Consider the following 16,358-nt stretch of genomic DNA (forward strand, 5'->3'; position numbering starts at 1 on the left):
ATGATTAAACATAGAGAAGATTTAGAGAAAAGCGAATATAAAATGCTAAGCCCCCTAGCTACAAAGTCGGCAGATTCAAAGGGCAGATTGAATTATGAAGAAAAGTGCCTCTATCGAACAGATTTCCAAAGGGACCGCGATAGAATAATTCATTCAAAGGCATTTAGGCGGCTTGTTCATAAAACTCAGGTTTTTATATCTCCTGAGGGTGACCATTACAGGACAAGACTAACGCATACCTTGGAAGTAGCTCAAATATCGAGGACTATATCAAGAATTTTAGGATATAACGAAGACCTTACAGAGGCAATTTCTCTCGGTCACGACCTTGGACACACACCATTTGGGCACAATGGAGAAATTTTTCTTAATGAAATACATCCGGGCGGATTTCATCATAATGAGCAAAGCCTTAGAGTTGTTGATCGTCTTGAGAAAAAAAAGGATAATTATGGCTTAAATCTAACATGGGAAGTTAGAGATGGAATTTTAAATCATAGAAGCAGGAATATGCCATCAACACTAGAAGGGCAGATTGTAAGAATTTCCGATAAAATAGCATATATAAATCACGATATTGATGATGCTATAAGAAGCGGTGTAATTACTGAAAAAGATTTGCCGGAGGAAGACCTTAATATTTTAGGATACACACATGGTGATAGAATTAATAACCTCATAGAAGATCTCGTAAATAATAGCGAAAATAAAAGGCAAATATCTTTAAGCGAAAATTTTAACTACGCTCTAATGCATTTAAGAGCTTTTATGTTTAAAAATGTATACAATAGTGAAAAGGTGAAAAAAGAGGAAGAACTTCAGAGAATTAAAGAGCAGATTGAGGGATTATACGACTTTTTTATAAAAAATCCGTCGGAATTACCTGATATGTATGTTTCTATAATAAAAGAAGATGGTTTAAATATTGCTGTAAAGGATTATATTGCAGGCATGACAGATAGATATGCGAATAAAATCTTTGATTCTATTATAAAGAATAAATAAACTAAATTTAGTAATAAATAAGTTATAAATAATGATACTTAACAAAAGGTAATATAATGTCATTTGATAATAGATTTATTGAAGACTTAAAAAATAGAATAGATATAGTAAATATCATTGGCAAGGATGTTAGGCTAAAAAAGAAAGGTGCAAATTACTGGGGTAATTGCCCATTTCACAATGAAAAGACCCCGAGTTTTTCTGTGAATGAAGAAAAACAGTTTTATCATTGCTTTGGGTGCGGAGTAGGTGGTGATGTCATAAAATTTGTCCAAGATTTTTATAAATTGGATTTTAATGAAGCAATTACAAAAATATGTGCTGATAATGGAATAGAACTACCCAAAATGGTACATAGGTCAAATGTTGATTACAAGAGATTTTATGAGATTAATCGTCTGACAGCTACATACTATTTTAAAAGCCTAAGGAAATTACCAAATTTGGGTTATAAATATATATCAAATAGAAAGATAGATAATCAGGCTTTAAATAAATTTGGAATTGGTTTTTCTAATAATTCCTGGGATGGTTTATATAAATATCTTCATTCACAAAATATTAAAGATGAAGAAATGATTAATCTAGGTCTTGTTAAAAAGGGAAAGAATAATAAGCTCTATGATAAATTTAGAAATAGAATTATGTTCCCTATTATTGACACTCGCTCTAGAGTCATAGGTTTTGGTGGAAGGAGCGTATCAAATGAAGATAAGCCTAAGTATCTAAATTCTGATGAAAGCGATATTTTTCACAAAAAAAATAATTTATATGGGCTAAATATTGCCTCTGAATATATAAAGAAAGAGGGGAATATAATCATTGTAGAAGGTTATATGGATGTAATAAGCTTATATCAATCAGGTATAAGGAATGTTATAGCTTCTCTAGGAACAGCACTCACAGATGAGCAGGCAAGGCTTATCTCTAGGTATACAAAGAATATTATCCTCTCATATGATTCTGATGAAGCAGGGATAAAGGCGAATTTAAGAGCGATAGATGTATTAAGAAAAAACAATTTAAATGTAAAAGTAATACAAGTCGAAGGTGGAAAAGACCCTGATGAATACATAAAAAAATATGGTAAGGATAAATTTAAAAATTTAGTAACAAATGCCCTTCCTTCTACAGACTTTATACTGATTACCTTAAAAAGAAATTTCGATCTAAAAAGAGATGAAGATAAATTAAATTATATTAAAGAATGTATTAGGGTATTAAACACCTTATCACCAGTAGAGCAAGATTTTTATATTAAAAAAATATCAAGAGAACTTGATATTTCTGAACAAGCTATTAGGACTGAAGTGAGCACGAGAGGAAGAGAAGAGGTTAAAAGATATACGAATGAGAGGGGAATCTACAAGGATAATATAAATAATGAAATAACGGCAATATTAAAGACTGAACTTTATTTGCTATATATAAGTTCAGTAGATTCATATTATTTAAAAGAATTAGAGAAAGATAATGTAATATTTACAACATATCTTGCAAAAAAAATTCATAAAATTTTGATAGAAATTTGTAGCAAGGATTTAAAAAACGATAGCTATAATATTAAAGATATTAATTTAAATATAATTGATGAGATAAGTAAGAATCTTGATAAAGATGAAGATATGGCTTTTCGCAAGGCTACTAAGGGACTTTTTATCGGGGGAGATATTGAAGAGTTTTACAATAAATGCTTAAAAAAATACAAACTTGAGATTTGTATTGAAAGAAAAAATCAATTACAAAATGAACTCGAAGTATCTGAAAAAATAAATGATAATAGTTCAAGCGAAGATATTGCGAAAGAATTACTATTTTACGAATCAGAAATTAGAAGGTTGAAAGGGGATTAGAATGGCAAAAAAAAGAATCGATCCTAACAGTATTGAAGGCAAGGTAAAGGCTATTGAGCATAATATCGAGCTAACTCCTGAAGAGAAAGAAAATGCAATAAAAAAAGAAAAAACTCTAGCCATGAGAGATCAATATGTCATGGACCTAGAACAAATTGCAAAGAAAACAAATAATGAAATCACAATTGGAGAAGTTAGCAACTATCTATATGATTTAGAGCTTGATAAAAATGATATAGAAATGACCTATAAAATGCTCGAAGATAAGGGAATAAAGGTTGTTGAATTTAGAGAACCTGCTGATTCAGAATTAAAAAATGATGAAGATGCGGACGATGGAGTTGTAATAAATAAAAATGGAGAGATAGATGTCGAAGCTACAGTCCCTAAGTCTGTTCCTACTGATGACCCTGTAAGAATGTATCTTAAAGAAATAGGTAAAGTTAGCTTGCTAACAGCAGATGAAGAAAAAGAGCTTGCAAAGCGTATGGAAGAAGGAGATGAATGGGCTAAGAAGAGGTTATGCGAATGTAATCTAAGACTTGTAGTAAGCATAGCAAAGAGATATTTAAATAGGGGCTTATCTCTCCTTGATCTAATACAGGAAGGTAACCTTGGTCTTATAAAAGCTGTAGATAAATTCGACTATACTAAGGGATACAAGTTCAGCACATATGCTACTTGGTGGATAAGGCAAGCTATAACAAGGTCTATAGCTGATCAAGCAAGAACGATAAGGATTCCTGTTCACATGGTAGAAACTATAAATAAGTTAATAAGGGTTAGTAGACAGCTACTTCAAGAATATGGTAGAGAACCAACATCTGAAGAAATTGCCGAAGAAATGGGAATAACTGTTGACAAGGTAAGAGAAATAAAGAAAATATCCCAAGACCCCGTCAGCTTTGAAACACCAATTGGAGAAGAAGAAGATAGCCACCTAGGTGATTTTATTCCTGATGAGGATGCTCTTGAACCAGTAGATGCAGCGGCTAACTCAATGTTAACAGAACAATTAATGGAAGTTTTGGACACACTTAGTGAAAGAGAAAAGAAAGTATTATTACTGAGATTTGGTGTTGAAGATGACAGACCAAGAACTCTTGAAGAAGTGGGAAAAGAATTTAATGTAACAAGAGAAAGGATAAGGCAGATTGAAGCAAAGGCATTAAGAAAGCTTAGGCACCCATCAAGAAGGAAAAAATTAAAAGAGTATTTAGAGTAATTCTTAATAAATTACTTATAAAAGTACCAAATAGTTTAAATAATTTAAGCATTCTAAATAATTTAAACTATTTAAATTAGCTCAATAATATTAAGAAATATTAATTGATTGTAAGAGGTAGAGGTGAGAAATCCTACCTCTTTTTATATTTTATATTGGAGCTAATAAACAAAAAAACAAATACTTATTTTTTAAAATATTTATGAAATATAAAAAAATTAAAACAATAATCAAAAAAGAAAGAGTAAAAAGGGTTAAAAATCTAAAAATAGATTGATTGGACATATTGTTATCTTTTTTTTAATAATTTACAAAATATAGATTGGTTTACAATAAAATATAGTCTTTATGTGATATAAATATGTATAATAAAATCACATTACTTTTATTTTTGCTTTATTTTTTTATTTTTTCTTTTTTATTTATAAGTAGATGCTAAAATCTCGTTAACATTTTTATAGATTTTGCTACGAATTTTAAAGACGAGGTATTTAGAAATGAAAAAACAGATATTAAAGATTGGAATAATTACATTGATAATGATATGCTTTTCCATTCCAAGTTTTGCAAGCAAAAGTGGTATTAGAGGAATAATAAATAAGCCTGCTTCATCTGCTTTTAAATCCTTACAAAGTAAGACTTTAGAAGCTGTAACGGATGCTTTAATAAAAAAGCAGATTTCTGATAATGCTGAAAAAAGTGAAATTAATATTAAAATGGATGAATCAAAGAAGAGTGTCGCTATAAGAGAAGCTGATGAGGCATCTGGTAAGGCTGCTGCAGAGCACAAAAATGCTTTAGAAGCAAATTCTTCATCTAATGCTCAGCAAAATGTAAAGCCACAGGCTAAAGCAAAAGAATTTGATAGCAGTGAGTTAACTACTCCGGATTCTTCAATAGATAATTCTTCATCTGATAATAATAATGATAGTGCTACTGATAACAATACTAATAATACAGATAGCTCAACTGATAATAAACCTCAGAATAATCCTAGTTTTGACAGTTCAATAATTCCAGCTGGTAGCCTTGGAATAGATGTATCAGAATTTAATGGATATATTGATTGGCAAGCAGTTGCAAACTCAGGTGTAAAATTTGCTTACATTAGAGTTGCGGGTAGATTTAGCGTTAGTGCTAGTATATATGATGATGCAAGATTTGATTATAATATTGCTCAAGCTAAGGCAAATGGTATAAAGGTTGGTGTTTACTTCTTTACACAGGCTGTTAATGCTGATGAAGCAATTGAAGAAGCAAGATATACAATAGAAAAGATTAAGCCTTATGGAGTTGACCTTCCAATAGTAATCGATTCAGAAAATGTAAGCGGTGGCGGAAGACATTCAGCAATTAGCACAGCTTCAAGGACTGAAGTTATTAAAGCATTCTGTGATGAAGTGTCTAATGCTGGATACACTCCAATGCTTTATGCAAGCACATGGTGGTTAAATAATAAGCTTGATATGAACCAGTTAAATGGTTATAGAGTATGGGTTGCACAGTACTATGACAAGGTAACATATGGAGGCTCATATAATGTATGGCAGTACACAAGCACAGGCAGAATTACAGGAGTAAATGGAAATGTTGACTGCAATTACTGGTATAACTAATTTTAATATTATTACTGGTATAACTAAGTTGAATTTAATTGTAGTTTTAACAATATAGTTGATAGAATTTTTAGAAATAATATAAATGAAAATTAGCAATCGTCTTTATAAAATATATGAAGAAGTAGCAACAGGTGAAACTGTTGCTGATGTCGGAACGGATCATGGATTCGTTCCGATTCTTCTAATAAAAAATAAAATATCGCCAGCAATTATTATGAGTGATATTAGTTCAAAATCCCTAGATAAGGCTATTAATAATTTAAAAGATATAAAAACAAGCACATTAACATCATTTAGAGTGTCAGATGGCTTAATTGAGATTTCATATGGAGAAGTCGATGATATTATTATTGCAGGTATGGGAGGACAGCTTATTATAGATATTTTAGAAAAGGATATTGATAAGACACATTCTTTTAAAAAATTAATTTTACAACCTAGGAATAATAGTGGCAGGCTAAGACATTGGTTATATAAAAATAATTTTAATATAGAAAAAAATGTACTTGCAAAAGAAGGAAAGTTTGTATGTGAAATAATAGTTGCAAAAACAGATTTTAATATCAATAAAATATATGAAAATATAGATAAAGATAGTATTAAATGGGAATTTCCTAAGTCGTTTAAATACTCTGAAAAAGAGCTTTTAAAAGAAAAAATCAATTGGAAAATTGAAAGTATAAATAATGAGATTAATAATTTAAAAAAAAGCAAAGATGATAAAACTTACTTAATAAAAAAGCTTGAAATAGATTTAGAATATCTAAAGACTTTATTAATATAAAATATATAATATGGTATAATACTTCCAGGGTAAACCAGACGATCGCGTGTCTTTAGACATGAGGAAAGTCCGGGCTCCAAAGGGCAAGAATGCCTGATAACATCAGGCGCAGGTAACTGTAGGGAAAGTGCAACAGAAACATTCCGCCGAAACGGTTAGGCCGTGGTAAGGTTGAAATGGTGAGGTAAGAGCTCACCGGCGTCATGGAGACATGACGGCCGTGTAAACCCCATTCGGAGCAAGACCAAGCAGGGCATTATTTGTGGCTGCCCGTCACTGCCCATAGGTAGGTCGCTTGAATCATTTAGCAATAGATGATCTAGATGGATGATCGTCAAATACAGAACCCGGCTTATAGGTTTGCCCTTTTTTTATTAGGGGCATTTTTTATTTTTTGTTCAATTTTTAACTATTTAAAAGAGGAATGAAATGAAACTTGGTATAGATGTAGGCTCTACAACAGTAAAGCTAATATTGCTTGGTAGTAATGACGAAATAATATATTCGAGATATGAAAGACATAATTCTGATGTTTTTCAGAAGGTTAGAGAACTTCTATTTGAATTAATTAAAGAAATGGGAGATCTTTCAATAAAAGCTATTATAACAGGTTCAGGAGGTCTTTCCCTTGCTAAAATATTAAATTTGAAATTTGAGCAGGAGGTTATCTCATGCACTGAAGCTGTTAGTAAAATTATACCGGAAACTGATGTATCTATTGAGCTTGGCGGTGAGGATGCAAAGATTACATATTATAATCCATCTATTGAACAGAGAATGAATGGTTCTTGTGCAGGAGGTACAGGAGCTTTTATAGATCAAATGGCAGTCCTTTTAAATACCGATGCAAGCGGTTTAAATGAAGCTGCTAAATCATATAATATCATCTATCCTATTGCATCAAGGTGTGGAGTTTTTGCAAAAACTGATATTCAGCCATTAATAAATGATGGTGCAAAAACATCAGATATTGCTATTTCAATATTTCAAGCTGTTGTAAATCAACTAATATCAGGACTTGCATGCGGTCACCCAATTAAAGGTAATGTTGCTTTCCTAGGTGGCCCTTTGACATATTTAAGTGAGCTTAGAAAAAGATTTATTGAAACGCTAAAGCTTCCAGAGGAAAATGTTATTTTTCCCGAAAATTCAAAATATTTTGTGGCTATAGGTGCCGCTTTGCTTTCTGAAAATGAAGATAATACTAATATCTCAGATCTTATTTCTAAAATCGATAATTCTGATTCTAAAGATATATCATCTACAAAATACATAGATCCTCTATTTGATGATGAAAATCACCTTGAAAGTTTTAGGAAAAGACATGACAAATACAAGGTAAAAAGAAACGACCTATCTATGGCAAAAGGGCCTTTATTCTTAGGTATTGATGCAGGTTCAACTACAACCAAGGCAGGTTTAATTAATAGTGAAAATGAGCTACTTTATGAATATTATGAAAATAATAATGGAGAACCTTTAGAAGTTGTAAAAAAAATATTACTTGATATTTATAAAAAAATTCCAAATGATGCTTTTATAGCAAGATCTGTAGTAACCGGATATGGCGAAAATCTTATTAAAGCTGCTATAAAGATGGATGATGGTATTATTGAAACAATGGCACATTATAAGGCAGCTGAAGAATTTTTGCCAGGCGTAAGCTTCATACTCGATATTGGCGGTCAAGATATGAAGTGCATGAAAATTAAGAATGGTGCTGTATCTTCAATAATGTTAAATGAAGCATGTTCTTCAGGTTGCGGTTCTTTTATTGAAACCTATGCTAAGAGTGTAAATATGAGTGTCCCTGAATTCGCAAACTTAGCTTTAACAGCTGAGAATCCCGTTGACCTTGGGACCAGATGTACTGTTTTTATGAATTCCAAGGTTAAACAGGCACAAAAAGAAGGTGCAAAAATAGGGGATATATCCGCAGGACTTTCTTTATCAGTAATTAAAAATGCTCTATATAAGGTTATAAAGTTAAGAAATCCAGATGAAACAGGGGATAAGGTAGTAGTTCAAGGCGGTACATTTTTAAATGAAGCAGTTCTAAGATCTATTGAAATAATACTAGGAAAAGAGGTTATTAGACCCGATGTTTCAGGACTTATGGGAGCCTATGGTGCAGCTATAATTGCTCATGAGCAATACGAAGAAAAAATAAAAGAAGATGCAAATCTTAGCTCAAGTTTACTGCCTAAAGACAAAATTGATAATTTCAAAATTACTACATCAAACAAAAGATGCGGTAAATGCGGAAACAACTGTCTTTTAACCATAACAGAATTTGGTGATGGCTCAAGATATGTAACAGGAAATAGGTGCGAAAGGGGAGCCGGCGAAATTGCTAAACAAAATGATAATCCCGATCTCTATAAAACCAAATTTAAATTGTTATTTAATAGACCTAGCCTGGAAGATGATGCAGCTTATAGAGGAATTATTGGTATTCCAAGAGTATTAAATATGTATGAAGATTATCCATTTTGGCATACATTTTTCAGTAGGCTAGGGTTTAAAGTTGTTTTAAGCCAGGTAAGCTCTAAGGATATTTATGAGCTCGGAATGGACTCAATATCTTCTGATACGGCTTGTTATCCAGCTAAGCTTGTCCATGGTCATATTAAATGGCTAGTAATGCACAATATAAAAAGGATTTTTTATCCATGTATAAATCACGAAATAAATGAAGATCCTTCGGCTCCTAACCACTATAATTGTCCAATAGTAGCGACTTATCCGGAAGTTATAGATAAAAATATGGCTGATTTTTTCAATGATAACGATGTTGAATTTTATCATCCATTTCTACCATATGATAGTGATTCCAGATTAAATGAGGAATTATATAAGTTTTTTAATGGTAAAAGAGATGTCGATATTGAAGCAAGGGCTAATATAAATAATTTATATAATTTTGATAATAAAAATATTAATTATTCCTTATTTAAATTAGGCATAAATAGAAGAGATATAGCAGAAGCAATAGATGAAGGTAGAATAGAATATAAAAAATTTAAGCGTTCTCTTATCAAGGAAACGGATTTCGCCCTTGATTATATGAAAAAGCATAATAAAAAAGGTATTATACTTTCAGGAAGACCTTATCATATAGATCCCCATGTAAACCATGGAATAAATAATATTATTACACAGCTAGATATGGTTGTTTTAACTGAAGATGGAGTAAGCGATAGAATAATCGAAGAAAGGCCCCTCAGGGTGCTCGATCAATGGGTATATCATTCAAGGCTATATAAGGCTGCCTTGTTTGCAGGGCAAAGACAAGATCTTGATATTGTACAATTAAATTCTTTTGGCTGCGGTGTTGATGCGGTAACAACTGATGAAATTGAAGAATTATTAGAGTATAACAACAAATTATATACAGTATTAAAAATTGATGAGGGTTCTAACCTAGGAGCTATAAAAATTAGGCTTAGATCGTTAAAAGCAGCCCTTGATGAGAGAAGCAAAACTGAAATTAAGCCTCTTGGTGTCAATAAGCCATATGAAAGAATTAAGTTCACTAAAAAAATGAAACTAGACGGTTATACTTTGTTAATTCCACAGATGTCACCCATACACTTTCAATATTTAGAGCCTATTTTAAATCACCTTGGTTATAACGCTGTAATGCTACCGCCAGTGACAAAGAATTCAGAAGAAGAGGGGCTTAAATATATTAATAATGATGCTTGTTATCCTACAATTGTAACCCTAGGTCAGATTATATCGTCATTAAAATCGGGCAAATATGATTTGAATAAGGTAGGTGTCTTTATGTCGCAAACGGGTGGAGGATGCAGGGCTTCTAATTATGTTGCTCTATTAAGAAAAGCTTTGATAGATCTTAATATGCCTCAAATACCTGTAATATCTTTTAATATGGCTGGACTTGAATCAAATAAGGGATTCCGCATTTCTATGAAAATGCTTTTATCCTTTGTAATTGCTACTATGTATGGAGATTTAATGATGAAATGCTTATATCATGTAAGACCATATGAAAAAATAAAAGGTTCAAGTAATAAGATAATGGATAAATGGTTTGATAAAATTATATCAAACTGTATCAATTTGAAAACAAATCAGTTTAAGAAGAATATTAGTGAGATTGTCAAGGACTTTGATAAACTTCCAATTGATGAAAACATGGTTAAACCTAAGGTTGGAATAGTTGGAGAAATTCTAGTTAAGTATCATCCAAATGCTAATAATAACCTTGTAGAATTAATAGAGGAAGAAGGCGGTGAGGCAGTAGTACCAAGCCTTATAGACTTTTTTGAGTATGGAATGTATAGTAAAAAATTTAATTATAAACATCTATCTGGAAAGATGAATGATATGATGATAAATAATACTGCACTTAGTATAATTGAGCATTATAGGGATATGGTTAGAGAAGTTTTGCGAAATTCATCTCGATTTACACCTGATACAACAATTGAAAAAACAGCTAAAAATGCATCAAAAATACTTAGCATAGGCAATCAATGCGGAGAAGGCTGGCTTTTAACTGGAGAAATGGTTGACCTTATAGATGAAGGAGTCAAAAATATTCTCTGCCTTCAGCCATTTGCGTGTTTACCAAACCATGTCGTAGGAAAAGGCATGATTAAGGCTATAAGAAATTATGATAAGGATTCTAATATAGTAGCTATAGATTATGACCCTGGTGCATCTAATGTAAACCAGCTTAATAGGATAAAGATGATGATGGCTACAGCTTTTAAAAACATTTATAGGAATTAAAGCAAGCTTATTAAGGTGTGATTTAAAATAAGTAATTTAAAATAAAATAAAGGGAATATAGAGAATATAATGGTAGAAGAGAGACATAACTATTCCTAAAATCACAATTTTGGGAATAGTTATTATTCCTTTTTATCATTCATATCAATTTTCCTATTTTTATTCTCTATATCAATTTCTATCTTTCTCTTTTTCTCTCTGCGTTCCTTATTTATATTTTTAATCTTAAGTCTATATTCACGATCTAGTTCTTCCATTCGATCGCCTTTTTCTTCAACGCTATCAATCCATTCTGCAATTTCTTTTCTTCTATAAATTGAAACTCCAAATATTAAAATAGCTATTACGGATACTATTGCTAACCCTTCATAATTATGTGTCTTAGAAAAATATCCTAGCAAAAGACTTCCTGCTACACCTGGGATTCTTCCAAGTGTAGATAAATATATAAATGGTCTTAATTTTATCTCTGATATACCTGCTATATAGCTCACACTATCCTTTGGTATACCTGGTATAAGATATAAAATAAATATAATTAGATAAGATTTTCGATTATTTAATTTTTTGGAATATTCATTAATCTTATCTTTACCAAAAATAATTCGCATGGCACTTCTTCCAAGAAATGATGCTAGCATATATGTTATTATAGTTCCTAAAATAGCACCTGTGAGAGTTATTAAAAGTCCTCCCCAGAATCCAAAAGTATAACTTGCAGCTATTTGTATAGGTTGACCTGGTATAATAGATATGATTATCTGGGTTATCTGCGTTAAGATAAGGACTATAAAAGCTTCAAATTTATTATTTGAAAATGATGTCAAAAGATGCCTTAAAGACTTGGTATTAAAGAAAATATCCCTATAAAAAATAATAATTATAAGTGGCAAACCAATTATAATAAAAAGAAAAGCCATTAGCTTAGCAATAATGATAAACTTTTCTTTTCTTGTTAAATCAGCTGTATTAGTCTTGATATTATTAATTATATTAAATCGCTTTTTTTTATTTTTAAGCATCTATAAATCCTATCCCAGTAATTTTATCTATAAATTATATTTCAGTAATTTTTAAATAAAAATTTTTTGATATTATTAATAATTTTTAATTAGTTTACGATAATGATGTATCGTCAATTAAGCCTTTTTTTACAAGTAAATCCAGACTTTTTATAACTCCATATTTTGAATGTTCATATGTTAAACCGCCTTGAAAATAAGCGATATAAGGCTCTCGCATAGGTGCATCTGCACTTAGTTCAATTGATGATCCCTGTACGAAATTACCTGCTGCCATGACTACCTTATCATCATACCCTGGCATTTCCCATGGTATCGGTGTTACATAAGAATCAATCGGTGATGCAGCTTGTATTGACTGACAAAAAGTTACCATTTTTTCGGGATCATTAAATTTGATAGCTTGCACAATATCATTTCGCTTTGCTTTTACAGGTGGACATACCATAAATCCAAGCTTATCATAAACAAGGCCACATAATAAGGCACCTTTAGCAGCTGAATTAACAACCTTTGGAGCTATAAAAAGGCCTTGCAATATAGTTCTATTTTGACCAAAGGTTAATCCACACTCATCGCCTATCCCAGGGCAGGTAAGCCTGTAAGATGCTAGTTTTACCAGTTCTTCTCTTCCTGCAATATATCCTCCGCTAAGTGCAAAACCACCGCCCGGATTTTTAATAAGTGACCCTGCAATTATATCTACCCCTATATCTGTAGGCTCTATAGAATCAATAAATTCTCCATAGCAATTATCTACAAAAATAATTATATTGGGATTGATTGATTTAATTAAGGTTGATGCTTCTTTTACCTCAGATATGCTTATAGCTGAACGCCAAGCATACCCAGTTGACCTCTGTAATGCTATAACCTTTGTTTTATCGCTTATCATTTCTTTTAATAAATCTAAGTCTATGTGTCCATCTTTTTTTAATGGAACGGACTTAAATTTAATACCATAGTCTAGAAGAGTTCCCTTGTTATAAATTTTATCTTCATTGTTTTTGGCATCTTTATATTCAAAATTTGAAGAATTATTTACCTGTTTTTTACCTGATAAGTGTTTACTGCTTGCTGTTGAACTAATGCTTCCTGACATAGTTCCTATAACCGTCTTTAATGTGTCATAAGGCTCCCCTGTCGCATATATTAACTCATCACCTGCTCTTAAAAGTCCAAATAATACTGTTGAAATTGCATGGGTGCCATTTACAATTCCAGTTCTAACTAGGGCAGTATCTGTATTAAAAATAGAGGCATATACTCTCTCTACTGCATCTCTTCCTGAATCATCATAACCATATCCTGTATTCCAAGAAAAATGAGAGTCATTAATATGATTTTCCTGAAAAGCAGATAAAACTTTAAGCTGGTTTATAGAACATATTTCATCTAGATAATTAAATTCTTCTGAGAGCTCATTTTCACTATTTTGAATAAAATCATATACTTTTGGATTTATTTCAAATTTATCTAATAAAAAATCTTTATAAATCAATTATCTTCCTTTCTTTCAAGCTCCCATTCCATATCATTTACAAGGTCCCTCTTAACATTTATCTTGTGCGAAGCATAGAGCTGGGTAGTAGTAACCTGCTCGTGGTCAAGAAGTGCTTGAACATCATAAATAGAATTACCCCTGCCGATAAGACTTGTAGCTGCAGTTGCTCTTAATTTATGTGGGCTATATCCATCTTTACGACTAGTACTAAGTGCAATCGATGTATATTTTTTTACAAGATCTCTTATCGCTCTTGAAGTAATTCTTTTTCCCTGTAATGACAAGAAAAGTGCTTCTTCATCGCTAGCTTCAGGATTTCTTTCGTTGTCAATATAGTCCTTTACAACAATTTCAACGCTTCTATTTATTGGCATCGTTGACTCTTTTCCTCTTTTTCTATATATCTTAAAGTCACCTCTTGAAAAATTAAAACTGCTAATATTCAGTTGCTCAAGTTCCGACAATCTAAGACCATATGTTAAAAAAAGAACAAGAATTGCCTTATCACGAAGTTTTGTTTTTTCCCAATATTTTTTTTCATGTTCAGTCAGATGAGAACCGGTAGTAACAGCATCTAGCATTATCATCACTTCATCGTCTTGAAGTGCTTTTATTTCTTTTTCGCCTGGTTTTGGAACTCTTATCGGGTCAAATCCATCAGTTATATTTTCCTTAATTAAACCGTCCCTATAGAGCTGTTTAAATAAAACACTTATGGAGCTTTTTTTCCTTGCAAGTGTTTTATTTGAGTTTTCATAAACAACTATGCTATCACCCTCATCAACTGTATATTTTCTGCAGTAATCAATAAAGAGATTGATGTCTGAAGCTCTAATATTATCAATTTCAGAAACCGTTATATCCTTTGCACTTTGTGCTTTTGTCAAATCAGTTTCACTTATAAGATAATTAAAGAAAAATCTTACATCTCTTAAATAAGCAAGTCTACTCATAGGAAGAATATTTCCCTTTAAATAAACGAAATACTGACGAAGAAATCTTGGAAGTTCTTCTTCTATCTTCTCACATTCAAGATAAATTTGATTCTCTTTCTCAACTATATTGTCAGGCTTATCGCTTTTATTATGAATCCTATATTCTTTTTTTGTTATCTTAGTTTTACCCATTTATTACTCGATTTTAATTATTTGCTTTTTCAATTATTGATAGCACAATACCGCTTAATCTATCGCCTTTATTTATCTCTATCCACTTAATGTCATCATATCTTTTAAGCCAAGTTAACTGTCTTTTAGCATAATGCCTAGTATTTTTCATCACATCCGTAATAGCTTCCTTTAATGTAATTTCTTTTTCAAGATACGAATAAATCTCTTTATATCCAATCGCTTTCATCGCTGATGAATTCTCAGGAATACCCATTTCTTTTAATTTTTTAACCTCATCAATAAGACCATTTTTTGCGAGTTTTAGCGTCCTTTTATTAATTCTCTCATATAGCCAATCTCTATCCATTGTAAGTCCAAAGAGCTTAAAATCGTACTTATTATTTGGCTTGCACTTGTTTATCGGTTCAATATTACTTCCTAATTCATAAGCCTCAATCGCTCTGATTATTTTACGAGTATTATTAGGATGTATCCTTTCTGCTGTCTTTTTATCAACAGATGACAAATACTCATGTAGATATTTTGAACCATTTTCGCTCGCTAATTTTTCAAGTTCTTCCCTCCTCTTTTTATCAGGAGATACTACTGCAAAATCCATATCATATAAAATAGAATTAAGATATAAACCTGTGCCACCACATATAATTGGAGTCTTTCCTCTATTTATAATTTCATCTATGGTATCAAGTGCCATTCTTTGATATTCGGCTACAGTAAGTGGAATTCTTGGGTCTTGAAAATCATATAGGTGATGTGGAACCTTATTCATTTCTTCTTTTGTTGGCTTTGCACTACCTATATCAAGATATTTATATATTTGAACCGAATCACAGTTAACTATCTCGCCATCTATTTGTCTAGCAAGCATAGCTCCTATTGAACTCTTCCCTACTGCTGTTGGTCCAGATATAATATATACTACTGGCTTAACCTTTGGTGAATTTGAATTTATCGCATCTATGGCATCTGAAGAATCTTCTTTAATTTCTATATTAAGTTTTTCAGCATTTTCTTTCTTTTTTTCTTCTAAATTCTTAAGGGCCTTTTCCCTCTTTTTCTGAATTAGAGCCTTACGAATAAGTTCAAGCCTTTCATTTTGCTCCTTTTTTCTCTTAATTCTTTGCATTTCAAGCTCATGTTGCTTTTCTTTAAAAGCTATATCCTTTTGCCTCTTTAAGTCTTCTATATCTTCTTTTAATTGTATTTTTGCCTCTATTTTCTCAGCAATTTCTTCCTTTTCATTTAATTTATTTTCAAGTTCATCTCTATGCTTTATAATTTCATCATCTAGATTATTTGCCTCTATATCTTTTCTTAGTTTTAATTCAGCTATTGCAACATTTTTAAGAGCATTTTGTTTCTCTTTAAGGCTATCCCTTTTATTTTTTATTTCTTGAATACGCTGTAGAAGTTCTTCTTTTGATAAATAATTGTTATCTTTGCTCATTTCTGTCC

The 16,358-nt window shown here is 31.4% G+C and carries 10 protein-coding genes and 1 other RNA gene; 7 read left to right on the forward strand and 4 right to left on the reverse strand.

Translation table 11 applies throughout. From position 1 onward, the window contains the following. The 7 genes from BQ5371_RS06095 (at position 1) to BQ5371_RS06125 (ending at position 11,247) form a co-directional block, all read left to right on the forward strand. Entirely contained in the window at positions 1-1,005 is a 1,005-nt protein-coding gene (locus BQ5371_RS06095; protein WP_071132971.1) for a deoxyguanosinetriphosphate triphosphohydrolase, read from the forward strand. Positions 1,006-1,061: 56 nt separating this feature from the next. Next, positions 1,062-2,858, forward strand: a complete 1,797-nt coding sequence (gene dnaG, locus BQ5371_RS06100; RefSeq protein ID WP_071132972.1) for a DNA primase — start codon at positions 1,062-1,064, stop codon at positions 2,856-2,858. A 1-nt stretch (position 2,859) separates the two neighbouring features. Next, the gene (gene rpoD / locus BQ5371_RS06105; RefSeq protein ID WP_331462942.1) at positions 2,860-4,083 is read left to right on the forward strand and encodes an RNA polymerase sigma factor RpoD; all 1,224 of its coding nucleotides are present in this window, start codon (positions 2,860-2,862) and stop codon (positions 4,081-4,083) included. A gap of 497 nt (positions 4,084-4,580) precedes the next feature. Continuing rightward, positions 4,581-5,699, forward strand: coding sequence for a glycoside hydrolase family 25 protein (locus BQ5371_RS06110; protein ID WP_071132973.1), 1,119 nt, complete (start codon positions 4,581-4,583; stop codon positions 5,697-5,699). Positions 5,700-5,784: 85 nt separating this feature from the next. Beyond that, positions 5,785-6,486: a tRNA (adenine(22)-N(1))-methyltransferase gene (locus tag BQ5371_RS06115; protein WP_071132974.1), complete on the forward strand. Its 702-nt coding sequence runs from the start codon at positions 5,785-5,787 to the stop codon at positions 6,484-6,486. A 26-nt stretch (positions 6,487-6,512) separates the two neighbouring features. Next, positions 6,513-6,857: RNase P RNA component class A (rnpB, locus tag BQ5371_RS06120), an RNA gene on the forward strand. A 58-nt stretch (positions 6,858-6,915) separates the two neighbouring features. Then, the gene (locus BQ5371_RS06125; RefSeq protein WP_071132975.1) at positions 6,916-11,247 is read left to right on the forward strand and encodes an acyl-CoA dehydratase activase-related protein; all 4,332 of its coding nucleotides are present in this window, start codon (positions 6,916-6,918) and stop codon (positions 11,245-11,247) included. A 122-nt stretch (positions 11,248-11,369) separates the two neighbouring features. Here BQ5371_RS06125 and BQ5371_RS06130 read toward each other — a convergent pair whose 3' ends face one another. From BQ5371_RS06130 to miaA, 4 genes are all read right to left on the reverse strand, one after another. Continuing rightward, a complete protein-coding gene (locus BQ5371_RS06130; RefSeq protein ID WP_071132976.1) occupies positions 11,370-12,269 on the reverse strand; it encodes a TVP38/TMEM64 family protein in 900 nt (299 codons plus the stop codon). Positions 12,270-12,363: 94 nt separating this feature from the next. Then, positions 12,364-13,770: a methionine gamma-lyase family protein gene (locus BQ5371_RS06135; RefSeq protein ID WP_071132977.1), complete on the reverse strand. Its 1,407-nt coding sequence runs from the start codon at positions 13,768-13,770 to the stop codon at positions 12,364-12,366. Continuing rightward, the gene (locus BQ5371_RS06140; protein ID WP_071132978.1) at positions 13,767-14,900 is read right to left on the reverse strand and encodes a tyrosine-type recombinase/integrase; all 1,134 of its coding nucleotides are present in this window, start codon (positions 14,898-14,900) and stop codon (positions 13,767-13,769) included. Before BQ5371_RS06140 ends, BQ5371_RS06135 begins: the two co-directional genes overlap by 4 nt. 13 nt (positions 14,901-14,913) lie before the next feature. Next, positions 14,914-16,350, reverse strand: a complete 1,437-nt coding sequence (miaA, locus tag BQ5371_RS06145; RefSeq protein ID WP_235821178.1) for a tRNA (adenosine(37)-N6)-dimethylallyltransferase MiaA — start codon at positions 16,348-16,350, stop codon at positions 14,914-14,916. Positions 16,351-16,358: the final 8 nt, after the last annotated feature.

It is taken from the genome of Alterileibacterium massiliense, from assembly GCF_900104645.1.
GTDB classification, from domain to species: domain Bacteria; phylum Bacillota; class Clostridia; order Peptostreptococcales; family Anaerovoracaceae; genus Alterileibacterium; species Alterileibacterium massiliense.

Bases quoted from the DNA above. Each gene is read 5' to 3' on its own strand.
- miaA (WP_235821178.1), bottom strand. From the start codon at position 16,350: ATGAGCAAAGATAACAATTATTTATCAAAAGAAGAACTTCTACAGCGT.
- rpoD (WP_331462942.1), top strand. From the start codon at position 2,860: ATGGCAAAAAAAAGAATCGATCCTAACAGTATTGAAGGCAAGGTAAAG.
- BQ5371_RS06110 (WP_071132973.1), top strand. From the start codon at position 4,581: ATGAAAAAACAGATATTAAAGATTGGAATAATTACATTGATAATGATA.
- BQ5371_RS06115 (WP_071132974.1), top strand. From the start codon at position 5,785: ATGAAAATTAGCAATCGTCTTTATAAAATATATGAAGAAGTAGCAACA.
- BQ5371_RS06125 (WP_071132975.1), top strand. From the start codon at position 6,916: ATGAAACTTGGTATAGATGTAGGCTCTACAACAGTAAAGCTAATATTG.
- BQ5371_RS06140 (WP_071132978.1), bottom strand. From the start codon at position 14,900: ATGGGTAAAACTAAGATAACAAAAAAAGAATATAGGATTCATAATAAA.
- BQ5371_RS06130 (WP_071132976.1), bottom strand. From the start codon at position 12,269: ATGCTTAAAAATAAAAAAAAGCGATTTAATATAATTAATAATATCAAG.
- BQ5371_RS06095 (WP_071132971.1), top strand. From the start codon at position 1: ATGATTAAACATAGAGAAGATTTAGAGAAAAGCGAATATAAAATGCTA.
- dnaG (WP_071132972.1), top strand. From the start codon at position 1,062: ATGTCATTTGATAATAGATTTATTGAAGACTTAAAAAATAGAATAGAT.